This window comes from Variovorax sp. AC103, from assembly GCF_979254005.1.
Genome location: NZ_CEEDFC010000023.1, coordinates 35,795 through 56,610, shown reverse-complemented (window position 1 = coordinate 56,610; position 20,816 = coordinate 35,795). Strand labels below are relative to the sequence as shown.

The 20,816-nt window shown below is 69.8% G+C and carries 20 protein-coding genes and 1 pseudogene; 9 read left to right on the top strand and 12 right to left on the bottom strand.

The window, feature by feature from the left end; genetic code table 11:
• Nucleotides 1–6: 6 nt before the first annotated feature.
• Genes ccmC through AC0IYU_RS27325 form a run of 7 tightly spaced genes read left to right on the top strand, consistent with a single transcriptional unit; the run spans nucleotide 7 to nucleotide 5,267 of the window.
• Nucleotides 7–786, top strand: a complete 780-nt coding sequence (gene ccmC / locus AC0IYU_RS27355; protein WP_472123525.1) for a heme ABC transporter permease CcmC — start codon at nucleotides 7–9, stop codon at nucleotides 784–786.
• The gene (gene ccmD, locus AC0IYU_RS27350) at nucleotides 783–956 is read left to right on the top strand and encodes a heme exporter protein CcmD (protein ID WP_472123522.1); all 174 of its coding nucleotides are present in this window, start codon (nucleotides 783–785) and stop codon (nucleotides 954–956) included. The genes ccmC and ccmD overlap by 4 nt, the downstream gene beginning before the upstream one ends.
• Nucleotides 953–1,402 (top strand): cytochrome c maturation protein CcmE, encoded by a 450-nt coding sequence (ccmE, locus tag AC0IYU_RS27345; protein WP_472123519.1) that lies wholly within the window; start codon nucleotides 953–955, stop codon nucleotides 1,400–1,402. Before ccmD ends, ccmE begins: the two co-directional genes overlap by 4 nt.
• Nucleotides 1,399–3,468, top strand: a complete 2,070-nt coding sequence (locus AC0IYU_RS27340; protein ID WP_472123517.1) for a heme lyase CcmF/NrfE family subunit — start codon at nucleotides 1,399–1,401, stop codon at nucleotides 3,466–3,468. Before ccmE ends, AC0IYU_RS27340 begins: the two co-directional genes overlap by 4 nt.
• Complete coding sequence (locus AC0IYU_RS27335) at nucleotides 3,465–3,989, top strand: DsbE family thiol:disulfide interchange protein (protein WP_472123514.1); 525 nt, start codon at nucleotides 3,465–3,467, stop codon at nucleotides 3,987–3,989. The genes AC0IYU_RS27340 and AC0IYU_RS27335 overlap by 4 nt, the downstream gene beginning before the upstream one ends.
• Nucleotides 3,982–4,389: a cytochrome c-type biogenesis protein gene (locus tag AC0IYU_RS27330; protein WP_472123511.1), complete on the top strand. Its 408-nt coding sequence runs from the start codon at nucleotides 3,982–3,984 to the stop codon at nucleotides 4,387–4,389. Before AC0IYU_RS27335 ends, AC0IYU_RS27330 begins: the two co-directional genes overlap by 8 nt.
• Nucleotides 4,386–5,267: a c-type cytochrome biogenesis protein CcmI/CycH gene (locus AC0IYU_RS27325; protein ID WP_472123508.1), complete on the top strand. Its 882-nt coding sequence runs from the start codon at nucleotides 4,386–4,388 to the stop codon at nucleotides 5,265–5,267. Before AC0IYU_RS27330 ends, AC0IYU_RS27325 begins: the two co-directional genes overlap by 4 nt.
• Before the next feature lie 214 nt (nucleotides 5,268–5,481).
• On the opposite strand, the gene AC0IYU_RS27320 is transcribed toward AC0IYU_RS27325, so the two are convergent.
• From AC0IYU_RS27320 to AC0IYU_RS27270, 11 genes and pseudogenes are all read right to left on the bottom strand, one after another.
• On the bottom strand, nucleotides 5,482–6,051 hold the full coding sequence (locus AC0IYU_RS27320; RefSeq protein WP_472123505.1) for a hypothetical protein: 570 nt from the start codon (nucleotides 6,049–6,051) through the stop codon (nucleotides 5,482–5,484).
• 161 nt (nucleotides 6,052–6,212) lie between these two features.
• A pseudogene (locus tag AC0IYU_RS27315) lies at nucleotides 6,213–6,362 on the bottom strand (response regulator); the annotation flags it as partial.
• Nucleotides 6,363–6,374: 12 nt separating this feature from the next.
• Nucleotides 6,375–7,988, bottom strand: a complete 1,614-nt coding sequence (locus AC0IYU_RS27310; protein ID WP_472123502.1) for an AMP-binding protein — start codon at nucleotides 7,986–7,988, stop codon at nucleotides 6,375–6,377.
• Between the two features lie 39 nt (nucleotides 7,989–8,027).
• On the bottom strand, nucleotides 8,028–9,230 hold the full coding sequence (locus tag AC0IYU_RS27305; protein WP_472123499.1) for an acyl-CoA dehydrogenase family protein: 1,203 nt from the start codon (nucleotides 9,228–9,230) through the stop codon (nucleotides 8,028–8,030).
• A gap of 15 nt (nucleotides 9,231–9,245) precedes the next feature.
• Nucleotides 9,246–10,376 carry an acyl-CoA dehydrogenase family protein gene (locus AC0IYU_RS27300; protein ID WP_472123497.1) on the bottom strand — a complete coding sequence of 377 codons (1,131 nt, stop codon included), beginning with the start codon at nucleotides 10,374–10,376 and terminating at the stop codon, nucleotides 9,246–9,248.
• A gap of 47 nt (nucleotides 10,377–10,423) precedes the next feature.
• Nucleotides 10,424–11,128 (bottom strand): ABC transporter ATP-binding protein, encoded by a 705-nt coding sequence (locus tag AC0IYU_RS27295; RefSeq protein WP_472123494.1) that lies wholly within the window; start codon nucleotides 11,126–11,128, stop codon nucleotides 10,424–10,426.
• Nucleotides 11,121–11,894 carry an ABC transporter ATP-binding protein gene (locus AC0IYU_RS27290; protein ID WP_472123491.1) on the bottom strand — a complete coding sequence of 258 codons (774 nt, stop codon included), beginning with the start codon at nucleotides 11,892–11,894 and terminating at the stop codon, nucleotides 11,121–11,123. The genes AC0IYU_RS27295 and AC0IYU_RS27290 overlap by 8 nt, the downstream gene beginning before the upstream one ends.
• The gene (locus AC0IYU_RS27285) at nucleotides 11,891–13,858 is read right to left on the bottom strand and encodes an ABC transporter permease (RefSeq protein ID WP_472123488.1); all 1,968 of its coding nucleotides are present in this window, start codon (nucleotides 13,856–13,858) and stop codon (nucleotides 11,891–11,893) included. The genes AC0IYU_RS27290 and AC0IYU_RS27285 overlap by 4 nt, the downstream gene beginning before the upstream one ends.
• 2 nt (nucleotides 13,859–13,860) lie before the next feature.
• Nucleotides 13,861–15,114, bottom strand: a complete 1,254-nt coding sequence (locus AC0IYU_RS27280; protein WP_472123485.1) for an ABC transporter substrate-binding protein — start codon at nucleotides 15,112–15,114, stop codon at nucleotides 13,861–13,863.
• A gap of 19 nt (nucleotides 15,115–15,133) precedes the next feature.
• Nucleotides 15,134–16,393, bottom strand: a complete 1,260-nt coding sequence (locus tag AC0IYU_RS27275) for an ABC transporter substrate-binding protein (RefSeq protein ID WP_472123483.1) — start codon at nucleotides 16,391–16,393, stop codon at nucleotides 15,134–15,136.
• Nucleotides 16,394–16,596: 203 nt separating this feature from the next.
• Nucleotides 16,597–17,499: a LysR family transcriptional regulator gene (locus tag AC0IYU_RS27270; protein WP_472123480.1), complete on the bottom strand. Its 903-nt coding sequence runs from the start codon at nucleotides 17,497–17,499 to the stop codon at nucleotides 16,597–16,599.
• A 131-nt stretch (nucleotides 17,500–17,630) separates the two neighbouring features.
• On the opposite strand from AC0IYU_RS27270, the gene AC0IYU_RS27265 reads away from it, so the two are divergent.
• Together AC0IYU_RS27265 and AC0IYU_RS27260 are read left to right on the top strand one after the other, a co-directional pair.
• A complete protein-coding gene (locus AC0IYU_RS27265) occupies nucleotides 17,631–18,701 on the top strand; it encodes a phosphotransferase (RefSeq protein ID WP_472123477.1) in 1,071 nt (356 codons plus the stop codon).
• A 4-nt stretch (nucleotides 18,702–18,705) separates the two neighbouring features.
• Nucleotides 18,706–19,464 carry a hypothetical protein gene (locus tag AC0IYU_RS27260; protein WP_472123474.1) on the top strand — a complete coding sequence of 253 codons (759 nt, stop codon included), beginning with the start codon at nucleotides 18,706–18,708 and terminating at the stop codon, nucleotides 19,462–19,464.
• 5 nt (nucleotides 19,465–19,469) lie between these two features.
• On the opposite strand, the gene AC0IYU_RS27255 is transcribed toward AC0IYU_RS27260, so the two are convergent.
• The gene (locus tag AC0IYU_RS27255) at nucleotides 19,470–20,789 is read right to left on the bottom strand and encodes an enoyl-CoA hydratase-related protein (RefSeq protein ID WP_472123472.1); all 1,320 of its coding nucleotides are present in this window, start codon (nucleotides 20,787–20,789) and stop codon (nucleotides 19,470–19,472) included.
• Between the last annotated feature and the right edge of the window lie 27 nt (nucleotides 20,790–20,816).

Sequence of the window (20,816 nt, the reverse complement as noted above, 5' to 3'; positions counted from 1 at the left end):
CTCGCCATGTCTTTCGTCACCACCTCGGCATCGCCCGCACGCAGGGCGCCTGCGGGCAGCCTCTTCGCGCTCGCGTCGCCCGCCCGCTTCTATCCGGTGGCGGGCCGCATCGCGACGGTGTCGGCGCTGCTGGCGGCAGCGCTCGCCGTGGCCGGCCTGGTGATCGGGCTGGGCATCGCGCCCACCGACGCCCAGCAGGGTGAGGCCTACCGGATCATCTTCGTGCACGTGCCGGTCGCCTGGATGTCGATGGTGCTGTACCTCGCGATGGCATTCTGGGCCGGCATCGGCCTGGCCTTCAACGCACGGCTGCCGGCCATGTTCGCGCGCGCCCTCGCCCCCACAGGCGCGCTCATGACCTTCCTGGCGCTGTGGACCGGCGCGCTGTGGGGCAAGCCGACCTGGGGCGCCTGGTGGGTGTGGGATGCGCGGCTCACCTCCGAGCTGATCCTGCTGTTCCTCTACCTCGGCTTCCTGGCGCTGCACGGCGCCATCGACGACGTGCGGCGGGCCGACCGCGCGGCCGCGGTGCTGGCGCTGGTGGGCGTGGTCAACGTGCCCATCATCTATTTCTCGGTGAAGTGGTGGAACACGCTGCACCAGGGCGCGTCGGTCAGCTTCTCGAAGGCGCCGAGCATGGCCACGCCGATGCTCACCGGCATGCTGGTGATGGTGGCGGCGGTGTGGCTCTACTGCATTGCCGTGAGCCTGCTGCGGCTTCGCACCCTGATGCTCGAGCGCGAGCGCGACACGGCCTGGGCCCGCCGCGCACTGGAGGCCCGATGAACTGGAACGGCTGGAGCGACTTCGTCGCAATGGGCGGCTACGGCCTCTACGTGTGGGGCGCCTTCGGCATGGCGGCGCTGGTGGTGCTGCTCGAAGCGGTGCAGCTTCGCGCCAGGCGCCGCGGGCTGCGGGCTGCGCAGTCTGGAAACATCGTGGGAGACCTCCCGTGAAGGCGCGCAGCCGGCGCGGCCTGGCGATCCTTGCAGGCCTGGCGGCGGTGGGCATCGCGAGCGCGCTGGTGCTCAACGCGTTCCGCAGCAACCTGGTGTTCTTCTTCAGCCCCTCGCAGGTCGCGGCCAGGGAGGCGCCGCTGGAGCGCGGCTTTCGCCTCGGCGGCCTGGTGGAGCAAGGCAGCATCCGGCGCAGCGGGCAGGGCCTGACGGTGCACTTCGTGGTGACCGACACCGCGCGCACGGTGCCGGTGGTCTACACGGGCCTCCTGCCCGACCTGTTTCGCGAAGGCAAGGGCGTGGTGGCGCAGGGCCGGCTGGGCGCCGACGGCGTGTTCCGGGCCGACCAGGTGCTGGCCAAGCACGACGAGAACTACATGCCGCCCGAGGCCGCCCACGCGCTGGAGACAGCGCGCCAGGGCAAGCTGGAGGTGGCCGAGCCGTGATCCCCGAACTCGGCCACTTCGCGCTGGTGCTCGCGCTCGCGATGGCGCTGGTGCAGGCATCGCTGCCGCTGGCCGGCGCGGCGCGCGGCCATGCGGCCTGGATGGCGCTCGCCGGCCCGGCGGCGCTGGCCCAGTTCGTCTTCATCGCCCTGGCCTACCTCGCGCTCACCCGGGCCTTCGCGCTGAACGACTTCTCGGTGCTCTATGTGGCACAGCATTCGAACTCGGCCTTGCCCATGGTCTACCGCATCACCGCCGTCTGGGGCGGGCACGAAGGCTCGATCCTGCTGTGGACGCTGATCCTCTCGGGCTGGACGCTGGCCGTGACGCTGTTCGCGCGCGGCGTGGACCCGGCGATGCGCGCCCGCGTGCTGGGCGTGATGGGCTTCGTGAGCTGCGGCTTCCTGCTGTTCACGCTGTTCACCTCCAACCCTTTCGAGCGCCTGCTGCCCGCGGCGGCCGAAGGGCAAGACCTCACGCCGCTGCTGCAGGACCCGGGCATGGTCATTCATCCGCCCATGCTCTATATGGGCTATGTCGGCTTCGTGGTCGCCTTCGCCTTCGCGGTGGCCGCCTTGATGTCGGGCAGGCTCGACGCGGCCTGGGCGCGTGCCTCGCGCCCGTGGACCACCGCGGCCTGGTGCTTTCTCACCTGCGGGATCGCGCTGGGCAGCTTCTGGGCCTACTACGAGCTCGGCTGGGGCGGCTGGTGGTTCTGGGACCCGGTGGAAAACGCGTCGCTGATGCCGTGGATGGCCGGCACCGCGCTCATCCATTCGCTGGCCGTCACCGAAAAGCGCGGCGCCTTCCGCGCCTGGACCGCGCTGCTCGCGATCATGGCGTTCTCGCTCTCGCTGCTGGGCACCTTCCTGGTCCGATCGGGCGTGCTCAGCTCGGTGCACGCCTTCGCGTCCGACCCGACGCGCGGCGTGTTCATCCTGGTGTTCCTGGCGGTGGTGGTCTGCGGATCGCTCGCGATCTTTGCCTGGCGCGCGCCCAGGCTGGAGGCCTCGGTGCGCTTCGAACTGGTCTCGCGCGAGTCGATGCTGCTGGCCAACAACGCGCTGCTGCTGGTGGCCTGCGCGGCGGTGGCGCTGGGCACGCTGTACCCGCTGGCCGTCGATGCGCTGGGCCTGGGCAAGCTGTCGGTCGGCCCGCCCTACTTCGAAGCGGTTTTCGTGCCGCTGATGGCACCGGCCCTGTTCCTCATGGGCGTCGGCCCGCTGGCGCAATGGCGCCAGGCGCGGGTGGGCGACCTGGCGCGGCGGCTTCGCTGGGCCATGGGCGTGAGCGCGGCCAGTGCCGTGGTCGCGCCGCTGGCGCTGGGCCGCTGGACGCCGATGATCGGCTTCGGCCTGATGCTGGCCGTGTGGATCGCCAGCACCTGCGCGCTCAACCTCGCGGGCAAGCTGCGCGGCCATGCGCCCGGCGCATGGGGCGCTCGGCTGGCGGCGCAAAGCGGCAGCTACTACGGCATGCTCTGCGCGCATTTCGGGGTGGCGGTGTTCGTGGTGGGCGTGACCATCGTCGGCGGCTACTCGGTGGAGCGCGACGTGCGCATGGGACCGGGTGACACCGCCACGCTGGGCGCCTACGTCTTCCGCTTCCAGGGCGTGAACGAACAGCGCGGCCCCAACTACATCGCCGCGCGCGCCACGCTCGCGGTGACGCGCGACGGCGAGCCTCTGGCCATGATGGCGCCCGAACGGCGGCTGTACATCGCGACCCGCACGCCCATGACCGAGACGGCGATCCACCGCCATTTCACGCGCGACCTGTACGTGTCGCTCGGCGAGCCGATCGGCCCGATGCAGTGGAGCGTGCGCATCCACTACAAGCCCTTCGTCGGCTGGATCTGGGGCGGTTGCCTGCTGATGGCGATCGGCGGGCTGATGGCGATACCTGCGCGGCGGCGGCGGCGCGCAGAGGACTCTGCGGGTGCGGCGCACGCGGACGCACCACCGCAACCGCAACCGCAGCCGCAGCCGCAGCCGTTGCCTGGTTTGACGGCCCAGCCCATCATGAAAGGGGTGGCGACCTTCATGACCGAAACGAGGCATCCATGAGACGCGCCGCGATTCCTCTGCTGGCCGCCGGCGTGCTGGTCGCCTTCATGGCGGCCGGCCTCACGCTCAAGCCGCGCGAGGTGCCCTCGCCGCTGATCGGCAAGCCGGCGCCGGGTTTCACGCTGCCGGTGCTGGAACAGCCCGGCCGCACCCTGTCCGTGCAGGACATGCGCGGCAAGGTCTGGCTGCTGAACGTCTGGGCCTCGTGGTGCGTGGCCTGCCGGCTGGAGCATCCGCTGGTGCTCGATGCATCCCGCACCGGCGAGGTGCCGATCTACGGCCTGAACTACAAGGACGCGCCGGCCGACGCGCAGCGCTGGCTCGATCGCTACGGCAACCCCTATGCGGCCTCGCTGTCGGACCGCGAGGGGCTGGTGGGCATCGACTTCGGCGTGTACGGCGTGCCCGAGACCTTCGTGATCGACAAGCAGGGCGTGATCCGCCACAAGGTGATCGGCCCGCTCACGCCCGAGATCCTGCGCGACACGGTGATGCCGCTCGTGAGGAAGCTCGATGGCTAGGCGCACCCTCCTCGGCTGCGCGTGGGCGCTCGCCGCCTCTGCCGCGTTGGCCGGCGAAGCGCAGCCGCTGGCCGCCGACCCGCAGCTCGACGCGCGCGTGCAGGCGATCGCGGCCGAGCTGCGCTGCCTGGTGTGCCAGAACGAGACGCTCGCCGCGTCGCAGTCGGCCCTGGCGATCGACCTGCGCGCGCAGATCGGCCAGCAGCTCGCGCAGGGGCGCAGCGCAGACGAGGTCAAGGGTTACATGGTCGAGCGCTACGGCGACTTCGTGCTGTACCGGCCGGCCTTCAACGCCACCACCGCGCTGCTGTGGATCGGGCCCTTCGCGCTCCTGGCCGGCGCCTTGCTCGCGCTGGTGCGCATCGTTCGCCGCCATGGGCGCGGCGCACCCGCGTCATGACGGCCTTCTGGATCGCCGCCGCCGGGCTCGTGGGCCTCGCCTGGCTGATGTTGTCGGGGTCGGGAGCGGGGCTGCAGGCCGCCGCAGGCCCGGCCGTCGCGCTGTCGCGGCGCGCGCGCACGGGGCTCGCCGCCGCGATCGCGGTCTTCGCGTTCGGCGTCTACGGCTTCATCGGCAACATCGACGCGCTGCAGATGACGCCTTCGCCGGCGGGCGCGTCCGTTGCCGCCGGTGCGCCCGCCCGGGCATCGGCCACCGACAACGCGACCGAGCCTTCGGCCGAAGCGGTGCAGGAGATGCTCGACAGCATGGTCGTGCGCATGCAGGGCCAGGCGCCCGGCACCATCGATGTGGCGGGCTGGACGCTGGTGGCGCGCTCGTACGCATCGATACAGCGTTTCGACAGCGCGAACCGCGCCTATGCGCTGGCGCTCGCCCTGGCGCCGGACGACGCGGTGCTGAAGGCCGAGCAGGCCCAGGTCCAGAAGTCCCTGCTGGCCAGCCAAGCGCCCCGCGCCGGCGCGCCGCGGTTCGCAGACACGGTGAGCGGCACCATCGGCCTCTCACCCGAACTGGCCGCCGCGGTGCGGCCGACCGACACGGTCTTCGTCTTCGCGCGAGAAGTGGGCGGCGTCGGCATGCCGATTGCGGCCGCGCGCTACAGCGCAGCGCAATTTCCGCTGCGCTTCAAGCTGGACGACACCTCGCCGATGAACGGCGGCAAGACGCTGTCGCAGGTGGCGCGGCTGATCGTCACCGCGCGCGTGTCGCGCAACGGCGAGGCGATGCCCCAGCCGGGGGACCTTCGCGGCGAGTCGGTGCCGGTGGAGGCCGCGCGCGACGACGTCCAGGTGCAGATCTCGTCGACGCAGCCGTAGCGAGCGCTCAGCGCTCAGCGCTTGGGCGTGCGCATCCAGTCGAAGATCAGCCAGATGAAGGGTGCGCCGATGATCCAGATGGGCAGAAGTGCTTTCATTGCTTGCTCCTTGGGGAGTAAAGGAATTGCGGAGTGTCTGCCTGTACCGGATGCCGGGCGTACGCACGGCTGCAAAAATCCTGTAGGCGGGTGGCGCGGTCTGCGCCCCGTCGCAGTCAATGACGCTGGAACAACTGCTGCGTGCAGGCCGAGAAGCCGTCGACGGTCGCATGGCTGCGCATGCGCACCATGCCGTCGCCCGAGATCCGCGCGCTGGTCACCATGAGGTCGATCACAGCGAAGAGGGGGTCCGCGCCGGCGCGCCGGTTGAAGCGAAGGGTCAGCCTGTACTTTCCGACGATGTCGCCGTAGGCGGCGGCCATGTCGTCGTCGAAGTCGCCCAGGTAGAGCGCAAAGCCCGGCGCCGACTCTTTTCGGATCGGCGGAGAAGGCGCCCGTCCATCGGGTGCCAGCACCAGCGCCTCGGTGGGCGCCAAAGGCACCTCCCGGCCGCTCACCTCATCGACGAGGCCCAGCTTCAATGCATAGAACACCATGCCGTCGGTGGCTCTGCGCAAGACAAAGGTGCCGCCGATCTTGACCAGCGCATCGTCGCTGCCGGGGACGTCGCGCACCAGCGCCAGGAAGCTCAGTTCACACGACGCCAGCGCGCCGCCCGAAAGCGTCTTCGACGATCCGGCAAAGAGCGTGCCTTCCAGCGCTTCTTCGGGTGCAGGCGGTCGCACGGCGGCCAGGCAAGACCCGGACAAAGCGCCGGTTGCCAACATGACCAGACATGCCTGCAGAAGCTTGAACACGGTTGACTCATGGAGGGTGTGCCGCTGAATCAGGTCATGTTTCGTGCACGATGTCAATTGTCTAGCCGCAGCCCACGAGCCGTTCCTTCTCACGCTGTAGGCATGATCACCGGCACCGCATGGTGCTGCTGAATCCGACGGCAGAGGTCGAGGCCGCTTTCGTCTGGCCGCATCAGGTCGCGCACCACCACGTCGAAGGTCGCGCCCGCCATGCAGGCACGCACCTCGCGGCCATCGGCAGCCGCCGAGACCTAGCCCGTTGCCGCGTCCCGCAGCAGCCGCCGCAGCACCTTGCCTGTGCCGCTTGCGGGCAGCGATTCCCGTAGCTCGACCTGTCGGGGCACCTTGTAGTGCGACATGTTCTCGCGCGCCCAGCGCAGCAACGCTTCCTGGTCGAGCACGCCGTTGCGAGGCACGACAAAGGCCTTGATGACCTCTCCCTTGTCGGCGTCGGCCACACCGATCACAGCCACCTGCTGCACGTCGGGGTGCAGGATGAGAATGGCCTCCACCTCCTCCGGGAACACGCTGAAGCCCGACACCTTGATCATTTCCTTCACCCGGCCGATGAAGGTCAGGTAGCCCTGGTCGTCCATGCGGCCGATGTCGCCGGTGTGCACCCATCCGTCGTGCAGCACCTCGGCGGTGGCGTCGGGCCGGTTCCAGTAGCCATGGAACACACCACGGCTGCGCACCGCGATTTCGCCGCTCTCGCCGGCGGGCACGATGCAGCCGTCGCCGTCGATGATCTTCAGCTCCACCCCCCGCCCGGGGATGCCGTTGGTGCCCCAGCGCACGGCGTCGCGCGGCATCAGCACGTCGTTGGTGTGCGTCTCCGACAGGCCATAGCCGGCTTCGTACACGAGGCAGCCATTGGCGAAGGCGCTCCAGCGCGCGGCCAGTTCCTCGGTCAGTTTGATGCCGAAGCTGGTGCCCATGGTGGTGTGCAGCGACGACAGATCGAATCGCCCGGCGTCCGGCTCGTTCATGGCCGCCACCAGCATCGGCGCCATGGCGTACCACCAGCTCACGCGGTTGCGCTCTATCGACTGCAGCACGGCCAGCGCGTCCATGCGATTGAGCAGCACCACCGTCGCGCCGGTGTAGGCCAACATGGTCACGCCGCAAATCATGCCGGCGATGTGGTACAGCGGCGCCACCGCCAGCAGCACGTCTTCGCCGCGGATGCGGAACATCTCCTGCCCCACCGCCGTCTTGTACAGCGCGTTGCGGTAGCTCAGCATCGCGCCCTTGGGCATGCCGGTGGTGCCCGAGGTGTAGGTCATGAGCGACACGTCGTCCATCGACAGCGCGACAGTGGGCGCGACAACATCGGCGCGCTTCACGATGGCATGGAAGTCGAGCGTGCCCTCGGGCAGCGGCCGGCGCGCGGCCACCTCGTCGGGCACGCGCACGTCGGGCTCGGCCGGCAGGAAGTCTGCGTAGCGCACGCTGAACACGTGCGGCACCTGCACCCGCTCGGCCACCGACTGCACGATGGGCACCAGGTGGTCGGCCACCACCAGCGCCTTGGCGCCCAGGTCGCCGACCTGGTAGGCGAACTCGTGCGACTTGAACATGGGGCTGCACGGGCTGACGATGGCGCCGATCTTCTGGATGCCGAAGTGCGCGATGAGGTACTGCGGGCAGTTCTGCATGAACAGCGCCACGCGGTCGCCCTTGCCCACGCCGCGTTCGTGCAGTGCCTGCGCGAAGGCGTCGCTGCAGCGGTCGAGCTCGGCGTAGCTGATGGCGCGGCCGTACCAGACCAGCGCAGCCTTGCCGGGGTGGTTTCTTGCGTGGCCGCGCAGGTACTCGTGCAGCGGCTTCTCGCCCTGCAGGTAGTCGATGTCGTCGTCGTTCATGGTCGGAAGGGGGTGGAGCGTGAAGTTGTCTGGTTTTGCCTAGAGGCCGAGCACGTGCTTGGCCATGATGTTTTTCTGTACTTCGGTGCTGCCGCCGTAGATGGTCATGGCGCGGCAGAACAGGTAGCTGGCCACCGGGCCCAGCGCGTGCTCGGGGCCGAGCAGCGCTTCTTCACGCCCCTGGCCGAACAGCAGTCCGGGCTGGTAGCGCAAGGCATCGGGCCCGCTCGCCTGCACCAGCAGCTCGGTGATGCGCTGCGCAATCTCGGTGCCGCGTATCTTGATGAACGACGACTTGCCCGCCCCCACCGGCGCGCCGGCCTGCATGTCCGACAGGGTGCGCAGCAGCCCGACCTCCAGCGCCTTGAACTGCACCTCGACCGACGCGAGCTCTGCCATGAAGCCCGGGTCGTCCGCCAGGCGGTGGCCGCCGCTGCGCACTTCGCCGGCCACGCGGCGCAGCTTGCGCAGCTCCTGGGTGATGAAGCGCAGGTTGGCGTTTTCCACTCGCTCGTGTTCGAGCAGGAACTTGGCGTAGGTCCAGCCGCGCCCCTCCTCGCCGATGAGGTTGCGCTTTGGCACCCTGGCGTTGTTGAAGAACACGGCGTTGAGGTAGTGGCGCCCGTCCATCATGCGAATGGGCTGCACCTCGACGCCGGGCGTCTTCATGTCGATCAGCAGGAACGAGATGCCCTGCTGCCGCTTGCCCTCGCGGCCGGTGCGCACCAGGCAGAACATCCAGTCGGCATGGTGGGCGAACGAGGTCCAGATCTTCTGGCCATTCACCAGGTAGTGGTCGCCATCGTCTTCGGCGGCCGTCTGCAGTGCCGCCAGGTCGGAACCCGCGCCGGGCTCCGAATAGCCCTGGCACCACCACACCGACGAGTCGCGGATGGCCGGCAGGTGCTGCGCCTTCTGCGCCTCGGTGCCGAAGGTGTAGATCACCGGTCCCACCATCGCCGGGCCGAACACCTGCAGCTCGGGGCCGTGCAGCTCGCCGGCCACGCGGTTGAAGATGATGGTCTGCATCGGCGTCCACGCGTGGCCGCCGTGCGCGCGCGGCCAGGCGCCGGTGAACCAGCCCTTGCGCCCGAGGATCTGCTGCCAGCGCATGTAGTCCTCTCGGCCCAGGTGATGGTCGAGCCGCACCTTCTCGCGGATGTCGTGCGGCAGCTCGCGCGCGATGAACTCGCGCACCTGCGACTCGAAGGCCTGCTCGTCGGCGGAAAGATCGAGGTTCATTGCCCTGCCCCGCCTTCAGGACTGCGCGTGGCGCTGCAGGTGCCAGCTGCTGTCGCCAAAGCTCACGCCGATCATCGAAAGGCGCTTGAAGTAGTGACCCACGGCCAGCTCCTCGGTCACGCCCATGGCGCCGTGCAACTGCACGGCCTCCTGGCCCACGCGGCGCGCCGTGCGGTCGATCTCGATCTTGGTGGCCGACAGCGCCTTGCGCCGCACTGCGGCATCGGGTTCGGCGAGCATCAGCGCGCCGTACAGCGCCATCGAGCGCGCCTCGTCCAGCGCGATGTACATGTCGACCATGCGGTGCTGCAGCGCCTGGTTGGTGCCGATGGGGCGGCCGAACTGCTGGCGCGTCTTGAGGTAGTCGAGCGTCATGTCGACCAGCGTGGCCATCGCGCCCACGGCCTCGGAAGCGACGGCGGCAATGGCCTGGTCGATGACGCGTTCCAGCGCGGGCAGCGCGCCGCCCTCGGAGCCCAGCAGATTCGCCGCGCCCACGCGCACGCCGTCGAAGTGCAGGTCCGCCGCGCGGCTGCCGTCGTGCGTCGCGTAGCCCCACACGCCGAGCCCGGCGGTCCTGGCATCGACCACGAAGGCGCCGAGCCCGTCCGCGTCAGCCACTTTGCCCGACGTGCGCGCCACCACCACGACGAAGTCCGCCGCCGCGCCGCCGTGCACCAGCACCTTCTGTCCGTCGATCACCCAGCCTTCCGCGTCGCGGCGCGCGGTCGTGGCGCACTGCGCGATGTCGTAGCGCGCACCCGGCTGCGCATAGGCCAGTGCCAGCTTGTGCGTGCCGGCCATCATCGGCTGCAGCCACTGCGCTTTCTGCTGCGCGCTGCCCAGCGCGGCGAGCATGCCGCCGGCGAGCACCACGTTGGCCAGGTAGGGCTCCAGCAGCAGGCCGCGGCCCACGCCTTCCATCACGATGCCGGTGTCGGTGGCGTCGCCGCCGATGCCGCCGTCTTCCTCGCTGAAGGGCACAGCGAGCCAGCCGAAGTCGGCGTAGCTGCGCCAGTGGCGCTCGTCGTGGCCGCGGTCGCTGGCCACGAGCCTGCGACGGTGCGCGAAGTCGTATTCCTCGCGCACGAAGCGCTCCACGCTTTCGCGCAGCTGGTTCTGTTCGGGGGTGTACTGGAGGTCCATGGGAGGTCCGCGAAAAATGGGCAGTTGAAAGAAGGAGGGGATGCGCGTCAGAGCGCGAGGTAGCGCTGCTGCACTTCGGGCTGGCTGTCGAACTGCGCCCAGTCACCCTCGAACACGATGCGGCCGGTGTCGATCACGTACACGTGCTGCGTGCAGCGCCGGGCGAACCAGATGTTCTGCTCGCACAGCAGCAGCGCCACGTTGCCCTCGGTGCAGGTGCGCACCACGTCGCGCGCCATCTCCTCGACGATGATCGGCGCCAGGCCCTCGGTGGGCTCGTCGAGCAGCAATAGGCTGGGGTTGGCCGCCATGGCGCGCGCCACGGCCAGCAGCTGCTGCTGCCCGCCGCTGAGCTGGCCGCCGTAGCGCTGCAGAAGCGGCGCGAGCATGGGAAAGCGCGCCACGATGTCGGGCACCGGCACGGCCGCTCGCGTGGGCGAGGCCCCGTAGCGCGCCATGGCGATGTTCTCGGCCACCGTCAGGTGCGTGAAGATGCGCCGGTCTTCAGGAACCAGCGACAGGCCCATGCGGGTGCGCTGGTGGGTGGGCATGTCGCGCAGGTCGCGCCCGTCGAAGCGCAGCGTGCCGCGCACGCGCGGCCCGGCGTTCATCACGCTCTTGAGCAGCGTCGACTTGCCCGCCCCGTTGCGCCCGAGCAGCGCCACGCGCTGGCCGGGTTGCACCGAGACCTGCGCGCCGAGCAGGATGTGGCTGTCGCCGTAGAAGGCGTCGAGTTCGCGGACTTCAAGCACCGACCATCTCCTTGCCGAGGTAGACCTCGCGCACCTTCGGGTCGCGGCGCACCTCGTCGACGCTGCCCGTGGACACCACCTCGCCGTAGTTCATCACCATGATGCGGTCGGCCAGGCCGAAGACCACGTCCATGTCGTGCTCGGTCATCACCACCGTGATGCCGCGCTCGCGGCGCGTGCGCGCCACCAGCTGTGCGATGTCCGCGCGGTCGCTGGGCGACATGCCCGCGGTGGGCTCGTCGAGCATCAGGATGCTCGGGCGCCCGGCCAGCGCGATGACGAATTCCAGCCGCTTCTTGTCGCCATGCGACAGAAAGCGCGCGGCCTCGCGCGCCATGGGGTGCAGCCGCACGTCTTCCAGCAGCGCCATCGCCTCGTCGCGGGTGTCGGCCGAGGGCGCGCAGCGCCAGCGCGAACCCAGCGGTTCGCGCTTGCAGGCGCGGCGCGCCTCCACCGCGGCGATCACGTTGTCGAGCACGGTGAAATCGTGGAACACGCGCGCCACCTGAAAGGTGCGACCGAAGCCCTCGCGCACGCGCTCGTAGGCCGGCATGCGCGTGACGTCCTTGCCGTCGAAGCGGATGGTGCCGCCGTTGGACGGCACCTCGCCGGTCATCACCTTGAACATGGTCGTCTTGCCGGCGCCGTTGGGCCCGATGATGGCGAACACCTCGCCGCGCCCCACCGACAGGCTCACGCCGTGCAGCACCTCGATGGGGCCGTAGTTCTTGCGCACGCCGTCCACGCGCAGCAGTTCGGCGCTCATCGTGCGCCTCCGGCTTCGAGCTTGACACCGGCGGGCGGCATGCGCGCGTCCTTTGACGGGTTTGCAGGCGGTGCGGCCCTGCGTCCCCAGACGCGCTCCTCCAGGTTGCGCCACAGCCCGACCGCGCCGTTGGGCGCCAGCAGGATGATGGCGAGCAGCCCCGTGCCCACGATGAGCTCCGACAGGCCCACCAGCGTGCGCGTGGCGTACGTGATGGCCGCGAACAGCCCCGCCCCCACCACCGGCCCCCAGAACGAACTGACACCGCCCAGCAGCGTGTTCAGCATCGGCTGCGCCGAGGCGAGCCAGTGCACCTCTTCGACCGTGACGATGCGCGACCACGGCGCATACAGCGCGCCCGCCACCGCCGCCACCGCACCCGAGATGACGAAGGCCGCCAACCGGTAGCGCGCCACGTTCGTGCCCATGAAGGCGGCGCGCTCCGCGTCTTGCCGCACCGTCTGCAGCGTCCGGCCGAAGCGGCTGTGCAGCAACCACCACAGGAAGGCGGTGATCAGCAACGTTGCCACCAGCAAGAACCAGTAGTAGGCGTTGGAGCTCGACAGGTCGATGCGCAGCACGCCGAAGTCCAGCGCGGGGCGCGGAATGTCGGTGATGCCGTCTTCGCGCCCGAGAAAGGTCGAGAAGCCGATCACCAGCCGCAGCGCCTCGGCGAGCGCCACCGTCAGCACCGCCAGGAACACGCCGCTCATGCGCCGCAGCGCCAGCACGCCGATGACCCACGCAGCCACCGCGCCCAGCGCCGCCGCGCCCACCAGCACCCCGAGAAAGGGCACGCCCGCGACGTGCCGCAGCGCCAGGGCCGCCAGGTAGGCGCCGATGGCGAAGAAGCCCGCATGCCCGAACGACACCAGCCCCGTGTAGCCGAACAGCACGTTCCACGACAGCGCGAAGATCACCTGGACCAGCACCGTGCCCACCACGTACAGCGGGCCTGCGTTCACCCACAGCGGCAGCGTCGCCAGCACGCCCACCGTTGCCACGCCCACCACCTGCCACGCAGCGCGCGGAATGCGCGGGCGGTGCAGCGCGCCCGAGCCGTGCGACTCGGCGCCCGCCTCGGCCTGCGCCCCGACCGCCGGAAACAGGCCGCTGGGTTTCCACAGCAAAAAGGCCGCGAGCACCACGTAGATCGCCAGGCCCGGCACCGACGGCAGCAGCACCGTGTTCAGGCTCTGCACCAGCCCCAGCACCAGCGAGCCGATGAAGGCGCCGCGGATGTTGCCCAGCCCGCCGATGATCACCGCGAAGAAGGCGTACATCAGGTACGAGTCGCCCAGCCCGGTCGAGAGGCTCTGGTTGGGCAGCAGCAGCCCGCCGGCCAGCCCCGCGAGGAAGAAGCTCGCCATCACGCTCAGCGCAATGCCGAACGACACGTTCAGCCCGAGCACGCCCGCCATCCAGGGGTCGGCGGCCAGCGCCTGCATCAGCTTGCCGAACCACAGGCGGTGGATGGCCACCTCGAGCACGATGTACACCACCACGCCAGCCGCGATCACGAAGAGCTGGTAGGCCGAGAAGAACAGGCCGAAGGGGTTCAGCGGCTGGTCCAGCCCCGGCGGCGGGTTCACCGAGAAAAAGTCGACGCCCCACACCAGCTTAGTGACGCCGGTGCACACCATCATCAGCGCGAAGGTGGCAATGAGCACGTAGTGCGGGTCCACGTTGCGCAGCCGGCGCAGCACGAGCCGGTCGGTCAGCAGGCCCAGAAGTGCCACCACCACGCCACCGCACAGCGCGGCCAGCAGGAACATCCACAGCGACTGCACGTCGCGGCCCATCACCGAGTAGGCGGTGTACGCGCCGATCATGAAGAAGCCGCCCTGCGCCATGTTCAGCAGGCGCATGAGCCCGAAGATGAGCGTGAGCCCGGCCGCGACCACGAAGATCGCCATGCCGAAGGCGGCGGCGTTGAACACCGCGAACAGGAGTTCGTTGGCCATGCTCAGCCCTCGTACTTCCTGCCGGGCGTGGGCGGCTCGACGATCTCGTTCTCGTCCAGGCGAAACACCTGCTCCAGCCCGTAGCCCGGCGCGGCGTCGCGCGCGCCGATCTTGGCGAAGTAGAACGAGCCGATGCCCTGGTGGTCTTCCTTTCGCACGCGGTAGGGCCCGGCCGCGGTGTCGAACTGCAGGCCCTCGAGCGCGGCGATCACCGCGTCGGTGTCGGTGGAGCCGGCCTTCTTCACCGCGTTGAAGATGCCCAGCGCCGAACGGTGCGAGGCCTGCACGATGCCCGGCACCCACGGCGTGCCCGCCACCTTCAGGATGTATTCGCCGAGCTGGCGGCTCACCGGGAACTGCGTCTTGAACGGCTCCAGCTCGGGCGCCCAGAAGGTCACGCCCCAGAGGTTGGCGGGCGTGGACTTCTGCATGGCCTTGGCGATCATCAGCTCGGTGCCGGCCTCGCCGATGGCCTTGAACTTCTTGTCCAGCCCCACCGCGCGGCCCTGCTGCAGCAAGCTCACGCAGGGCGCGGCCGTGAGGCCGATGAACAGGCCGTCGGCGCCGGAGTTCATCAGGTTGTTGATCTCGATCTTGTAGTCGGCCTTGTTCAGGCTGGCGTACACCGGCTCGGCCACCTTGATCTGGCGGCCGGCCTTGGCCGCCGCGGCCAGCGCGCCGGCCTTGAAGTAGCGCGCCACGTCGCGGCCGTTCTCGCTGTCGGGCGCGATGACGGCCCAGGTGCCCACGTCGGCGAACCGGGTGGTCATCAGGTTGCCGATGCCGCCGTACAGCATCAGCGCGTTGGACGACAGCCTGAAGAAGTTGCGGCTGAAGTTCTCGTGCGTGACCGACATCACCGTGGGCGCCGGCGCCACCACCATGCTCTTGAGCTCGCCAAGAATGGGCGCGATGGCCAGCGCCATGGGCGACTGCCCGGCGCCCACCGACAGGTTGACGCCCTCGCCCGCGAGCTCGCGCACGGCGTTCACCGCGCCCGCGCTGGTGAACTTGTCGTCGCGCACCACGATCTCGATCTGGCGGCCGAGCAGCCCGCCGTTGGCGTTCCACTGCAGCTGCGCGGCCTTGATGCCGTTGAGCCAGGCGGCGCCCGCCTCGGCGCCGATGCCGCTCATGGGCAGCATGGCGCCGATCTTCACGGGCGCGCCCTGCGCGCGCAGCGGGCGTGCGCCGGCGGCGCCCAGCACGGCGGCCGCGCCGGCGGCCTGGAGAAGGGTTCTGCGTGGGAGGGTCATGGCATGGTTCCTTGTGTGCTCACAGCGAAATCGACTTGCCGGGCGACGGTGGTTCCGCCACGTCAGCTTCGTTGTAGGCAATGGCATCGACGATGCCGTAGCCGGGCTCGGCCTCGCGCGTGCCCACCTTCGCGATGTAGGCGGTGCCCAGGCCCTGGTGGTCTTCCTTGCGCACGTGGTAGCTGCCCACCGCGGTGTCGAAGCTCAAGCCCTCGAGCGCGGCGACCACGGCGTCGGTCTCGGTGTTGCCGGCCTTCTGTATGGCGTTGAAGAGCGCCAGCGCGCAGCGGTGACTCGACTGCACGATGCTCGGCGGGTTCTTGTCGCCGGTGAGCTTCACGTAGGCGTCGTACAGCGGCGTGCTCATCGGGTTGCGCTTGCCGGCCTCGGTGCCCGGCACCCAGTAGCTGATGCTCCAGAGGTTGGCCGGCGTGGACTTCTGCATGGCCTTGGCGATCATCAGCTCGGTGCCCGCGTCGCCGATGACCTTGAACTTCTTGTCCATGCCCACCGAGCGGCCCTGCTGCAGCAGGCTGATGCAGGGCGCGGCCGTCAGGCCCACGAACAGCCCCTGCGACGGCGCGTTCATGAGGCTGTTGATCTCGACCTTGTAGTCGGCCTTGTTCAGGCTGGCGAACACCGGCTCCAGCACCTTCACCTGGCGCCCCGCCTTGGCAGCGGCACGCTGCACGCCGGTGGTGAAGAAGCGCGCCATGTCGCGTCCGTTCTCGCTGTCGGGCACGATGCACGACCAGCTCTGCACCTCGCTGAAGCGCTCGGTCAGCATGCCGCCGATGCCGGCGAAGGCGATGTACGCGTTCCACGACAGCCGGAAGAAGTTGCGCTGGAAGTTCTCGTGCGTGAGCGACATCACCGTGGGGCAAGGCGCGACCATCATCGCCTTGAGTTCCGGCAGGATGGGCGCGGTGGCCAGCGCCATCGGCGACTGCGAGCCGCCGATGAGCAGGTTCACGCCGCTGCCCGCCAGCTCGCGCGCGGCGGCCACGGCGCCGGCGCTGGTGAACTTGTCGTCGCGCACCACCAGCTCGACCTGCCGCTTGAGCACGCCGCCCTTGGCGTTCCACTGCTCGGCGGCGACGCGGGCGCCGGCCAGCCATGCGGCGCCGGCCTCTGCGCCGATGCCGCTGAGCGGCAGCATCACGCCGATGCGCACGGGGGCACCCTGCGCGCTGGCGGTGCGCAACGCAGGCCAGCCCAGCACGCCGGCGGCGCTGGCCACGGCGGTGGCCCGAACGAAATGACGCCTGTTGATGGCCATCGATGTCTCCTTCGTTGACGCGCCGGCCGGTGTTTGCTCGTCGCGTTATTTGTTATAACAGATGGCAATTTACGACCTGGCGCGTAGCGCTGCCACTGGCGTAAACCCGAAGGCAGGCGCGTTCCGGCGCGCGGACACGCTGGTGCCGCGAAGGAAGAGGAAGGAAAACGAAGCCGCGCCCAGCGTGGGCGCAGGCGGGCCGCTCAGCGCGCCAGGCAGCGCATCAGCACGCAGCGCAACCAGCGGTTGGCCGCGTCGTTCTCTGCGCTGGCGTGCCAGTACATGTACGCGTCCATCGACGACAGCGGCGCCGGAAACGCCATCACCTGGTTGCCGAACTGCCGGTTGGCCATGTGCGCGTAGCTCTCGGGCATCGTCAGCACCAGATCGGTCTGCGACACGGTGCGGCACGCCGCAAAGTAGAACTGGCAGCGCAGCGCCACCTGGCGCTGCACGCCCATGCGGCGCAGCTCGATGTCCTCGAAGCCCGGGCCCTGGCGGCGCGAGGTCACCAGGATGTGGCGCTGCGCCAGGTAGGTGTCCAGGTCGATCGCGCCGTCGATGGCCGGGTGCCCCTTGCGCGCCACCACGGCCATGCCGTCCACGCTGATGCGCTTGACCTTCACCGCGTCGGACAGCGGCAGCAGCACGTCGATGGCCATGTCGAGCGTGCCGGCCGCGAGTTCGCTCTCCAGGCTGCGGCGGTTGGCGCGCACGCTGGACACCTCGATGCCAGGCGCCTCGGCGGCCAGCGCGCGCATGAGCGGCGGCATCACCGTCGACTCCATGAAGTCGCGCAGCCCGATCACGAAGCGCTTGCTCGCGCTGGCGGGCTCGAAGCTCTGCGTGTCGTTGAGCAGCGAGCCGATGGACTGCAGCGAGCCGCGCAGCGGGTCGATCAGCCGCTTGGTGAGCGCGGTGGGCACCATGCGGTGGCCCTGCCGCTCGAACAGCGGGTCGTTGAACAGGTCGCGCAGGCGCGCCAGCGCATGGCTGATGGCCGGCTGCGTGAGGTGGAGCTTTTCCGCGGCCCTGGTGATGCCGCCTTCGGTGTAGATGGTGTCGAGCACCACGAGCAGGTTCAGGTCGACGCGCGAGATATGCATTTGCTGTATCCAGGTCCATTCCAAGCATTCATTGGCCGCCGTGGCGTGGCTGCCCTTAGGCTGTGGCCAGGAACGCGCGCCATCATGCGCGAGATGGCGCCCGCGCGCATTCACCGAGGAGACAAGCACCCATGAGCACCATCGAGGAGTTCGCCGGCACCACCGAGGTCCAGGAACGGCAGCGCTTCGACGAGACCGCCCTGCGCCACTGGTTCGCCGCGCGCGTGGACCCGGGCGCCAACGCGGGGTTTCGCGTGTCGCAGTTCAAGGGCGGCCAGTCGAACCCCACGTTTCTGGTGGAAACGCCGAAACGGCGCTACGTGGTGCGGCGCAAGCCCTCGGGCGAGCTGCTCCCCTCGGCGCACGCCATCGACCGCGAGTTCCGCGTGATGAAGGCGCTGGCCGACACCGGCGTGCCGGTGCCGCGCGTCCATGCGCTGTGCGAAGACTCCGATGTGATCGGTACCGCCTTCTATGTGATGGACTGCGTCGACGGCCGCATCCTGTGGGACCCGAAGCTGCCCGGCATGGCGCCGGCCGAGCGCGCCGCGGTATGCGACGACATGAACCGCGTGCTGGCCGCCCTGCACGACGTCGATGCGAACGCGGTGGGCCTGCATGACTACGGACGGCCCGGCAACTACATCGAGCGCCAGCTCGCGCGCTGGAGCAGGCAGTACCGCGCCAGCGAGACCGAGCGCATCCAGGCGATGGAACAGTTGATCGACTGGCTGCCACGGCACATGCCGCCGGAGAACGCCGCGCGCATCGTGCACGGCGACTTCCGGCTCGACAACCTGGTGTTCGCGCACGACGCGCCGCGCGTGGTCGCGGTGCTCGACTGGGAGCTGTCGACGCTGGGCGATCCGATGGCCGACTTTGCGTACCACTGCATGGCGTGGCAGCTGCCACCGCCCTTTCGCGGGCTCGGCGACCTCGACGCGAAGGCGCTCGCGCCGCTCGGCCTGCCCGACGAGCACACGTACCTTGCGCGCTACTGCGAGCGACGCGGGCTGGCCCCGGTGCCGGCGCAGACCTGGCGCTTCTACACGGCGTTCAACCTCTTTCGCGCCGCGGCCATCGCCCAGGGCATCATGGGCCGCGCGCTGGCGGGCAATGCCTCGAGCGAACGCGCGCTGGACGCGGGCCGGCAGGCGCGGCAGCTGGCCGAACTCGGCTGGCAACGCATAGACCGGGCCTGACCGCATGACCGCGTCGCCCTACGCCCAGGCTCAGACCCACGCCCAGGCCCACCCTCAGGCACCCTGGCTGCGCGGGCTGCGCGTCGGCGTTGCGGACAGTGCCGCCGCGGCGGCCTGGCTCGCGCAACTGCTCGGCACGCCGCTCGCGCGCGACGACGGCGACCACTGGCCGCGCCTGGGCTTCGCAAGCCGCTGGCTCGAACTGCGCACCGGCTCGGGCGCCACGCTTGAGCTGCACTGCGCGGACCTGTCGCGCCAGCGCACGCACCTGCAGCGCCTGGGCATCGACCCGACGGACGACAGCGCCGTCGGCTGCGCGCCGCGCCTGCGGCTGGACACGATGGACACGGGCGCGTGCACGGTCGATCTGCGCGAAGGCCCTGCATGCGGGCTTGCGCCGGACGAAGCGCCGAAGGCAAACGCACCCGGCGTGGCCAGCGCCCTGTGGTGCGGCCTGGAGCTGGCGGTGCGCTCACCCGAGCGCGTCGCCCTGCACTGGGCACAGCTCTTTCACTCGAACGTCACCCGCGCCGCAGGCGGATTGCCGGCGCTTGCGCTGCAAGGCCTGGACTTGCGCTTCGTGCTCGCCCGCGACGGCCGTGCCCGCGTCAGCGCCATCCACTTCGCGGTACCCGACGTCGCCGCGCTGGCGCGGCGAGCGTCGTCGCAAGGCATGCAAGCGGTGGCAGACAGCGAGGGACGCACCGGCTTCGAGGCCCACGGCCTCCGCGCGAGCCTGCGGCAAGCGAATGAAGCGACTTGAATGGGTCAGGCAAAAGCCCCGGCGTCGGCCGCCAGTCGCAACAACAGCGGCGCGGGCTGCCAGAAGCCCTCGTCCTGCAAAGCAAAGCGGCGCATGGCCGCCACCACGTTGTAGAGCCCTGCCTGCGAAGCGCAATGCATGGGCCCGCCACGCCAGCGGGGAAAGCCCAGCGTGGAAAGAAAGATGAAGTCGATATGCGCGGCGTGTGCCGCTTTGCCTTCCTCGAGCAGCCGAGCGCCCTCGTTGACCATCGCATAGACAAGCCGCTGCACGATCTCTTCGTCGGCAACAGCTGGCGTGGTCGCAGACGCGGAAGCGTTTGTAAGCGGCGCCGCTGAAACCTCCGGCGCAAAGCCGTAGTGCGCCATCGCACGCGAGATCTGCCCCGGCGACACGCCGGCCTGCATCAGCCACGCAGCCTGGCGCCGGTACTGCGCCAGCATCCGCTCGCCAATGACGGCATCGCCCGGCCCGCTCGCCTTCTTCGCCGCACGCTCGGCGAAGAACGCATGGCGAAGCGCGGCGCTCTCTGGCGTCCACACCAACTCCGTCACCGCCTGGCTTTCGTAAGCCACCGCGGCATCGAAGGGCAGCCGCACCGACTGGGCCACGCAGTCCAGGCAGCGCAGCGGTGCCGGGTAGTGCTGCGAGCTCGCGGCCACGGCGTTGCGCGCAAAGTGCAGGTAGCCCTGCGCGTCGGCATGCGCCACGGCCAGTTCGCGCGAGCGCGGCAGCGGCCGTGCATGCGCCTTGTCTCGCGCGAACAAGATGGCCGCCGGCAACACGTCGTGCGCCACCAGCGCATCGAAGAGCCGCTGGCCCGGCAGCGCGAACAGGCGCTCGCTCATCACCGTGTCGCCCGTCACGATCATGTTGAGCGCGGCCTCCAGCCCGATCAGCCGGGGCAGGCGCTGCGTGCCGGTCGCGCCCGGCAGAATGCCGATGCGCACCTCGGGCAGCGCCACCTGCGTTCCCGCCTGCACGATGCGGTAGTGGCAGCCCATCGCCAGCTCCAGCCCGCCGCCCATCACCACGCCGTGAATCGCGGCAACCACGGGCTTGGTGGCGCCCTCCACCAGCGCGATCACGTCGACGAGTCCGGGCGCGGTGGTGGCCTCGGGAAGATTGAATTCGCGGATGTCCGCACCGCCGCAAAAAGCCCGACCCGTGCCGGCGAGCACGATGGCGACCACCGCCGCATCGGCCTGCGCGCGAAGCATCGAATCGGCGACGAACCGGCGGTTGCCCAGCCCGAGGCTGTTGACGGGCGGGTTGTCCATGGTCAGCACGGCAACGCCGTCTTGCACTTCGTAGCTTGCGGTCACGGTGTCCTTTCGGTGCGGGTCGCCGCC

Excerpts from the sequence above, each read along its gene's own strand:
- ccmC (WP_472123525.1), top strand. The coding sequence starts at position 7 with ATGTCTTTCGTCACCACCTCGGCATCGCCCGCACGCAGGGCGCCTGCG.
- ccmD (WP_472123522.1), top strand. The coding sequence starts at position 783 with ATGAACTGGAACGGCTGGAGCGACTTCGTCGCAATGGGCGGCTACGGC.
- AC0IYU_RS27335 (WP_472123514.1), top strand. The coding sequence starts at position 3,465 with ATGAGACGCGCCGCGATTCCTCTGCTGGCCGCCGGCGTGCTGGTCGCC.
- AC0IYU_RS27330 (WP_472123511.1), top strand. The coding sequence starts at position 3,982 with ATGGCTAGGCGCACCCTCCTCGGCTGCGCGTGGGCGCTCGCCGCCTCT.
- AC0IYU_RS27325 (WP_472123508.1), top strand. The coding sequence starts at position 4,386 with ATGACGGCCTTCTGGATCGCCGCCGCCGGGCTCGTGGGCCTCGCCTGG.
- AC0IYU_RS27310 (WP_472123502.1), bottom strand. The coding sequence starts at position 7,988 with ATGAACGACGACGACATCGACTACCTGCAGGGCGAGAAGCCGCTGCAC.
- AC0IYU_RS27305 (WP_472123499.1), bottom strand. The coding sequence starts at position 9,230 with ATGAACCTCGATCTTTCCGCCGACGAGCAGGCCTTCGAGTCGCAGGTG.
- AC0IYU_RS27300 (WP_472123497.1), bottom strand. The coding sequence starts at position 10,376 with ATGGACCTCCAGTACACCCCCGAACAGAACCAGCTGCGCGAAAGCGTG.
- AC0IYU_RS27290 (WP_472123491.1), bottom strand. The coding sequence starts at position 11,894 with ATGAGCGCCGAACTGCTGCGCGTGGACGGCGTGCGCAAGAACTACGGC.
- AC0IYU_RS27285 (WP_472123488.1), bottom strand. The coding sequence starts at position 13,858 with ATGGCCAACGAACTCCTGTTCGCGGTGTTCAACGCCGCCGCCTTCGGC.
- AC0IYU_RS27280 (WP_472123485.1), bottom strand. The coding sequence starts at position 15,114 with ATGACCCTCCCACGCAGAACCCTTCTCCAGGCCGCCGGCGCGGCCGCC.
- AC0IYU_RS27275 (WP_472123483.1), bottom strand. The coding sequence starts at position 16,393 with ATGGCCATCAACAGGCGTCATTTCGTTCGGGCCACCGCCGTGGCCAGC.
- AC0IYU_RS27270 (WP_472123480.1), bottom strand. The coding sequence starts at position 17,499 with ATGCATATCTCGCGCGTCGACCTGAACCTGCTCGTGGTGCTCGACACC.
- AC0IYU_RS27265 (WP_472123477.1), top strand. The coding sequence starts at position 17,631 with ATGAGCACCATCGAGGAGTTCGCCGGCACCACCGAGGTCCAGGAACGG.
- AC0IYU_RS27260 (WP_472123474.1), top strand. The coding sequence starts at position 18,706 with ATGACCGCGTCGCCCTACGCCCAGGCTCAGACCCACGCCCAGGCCCAC.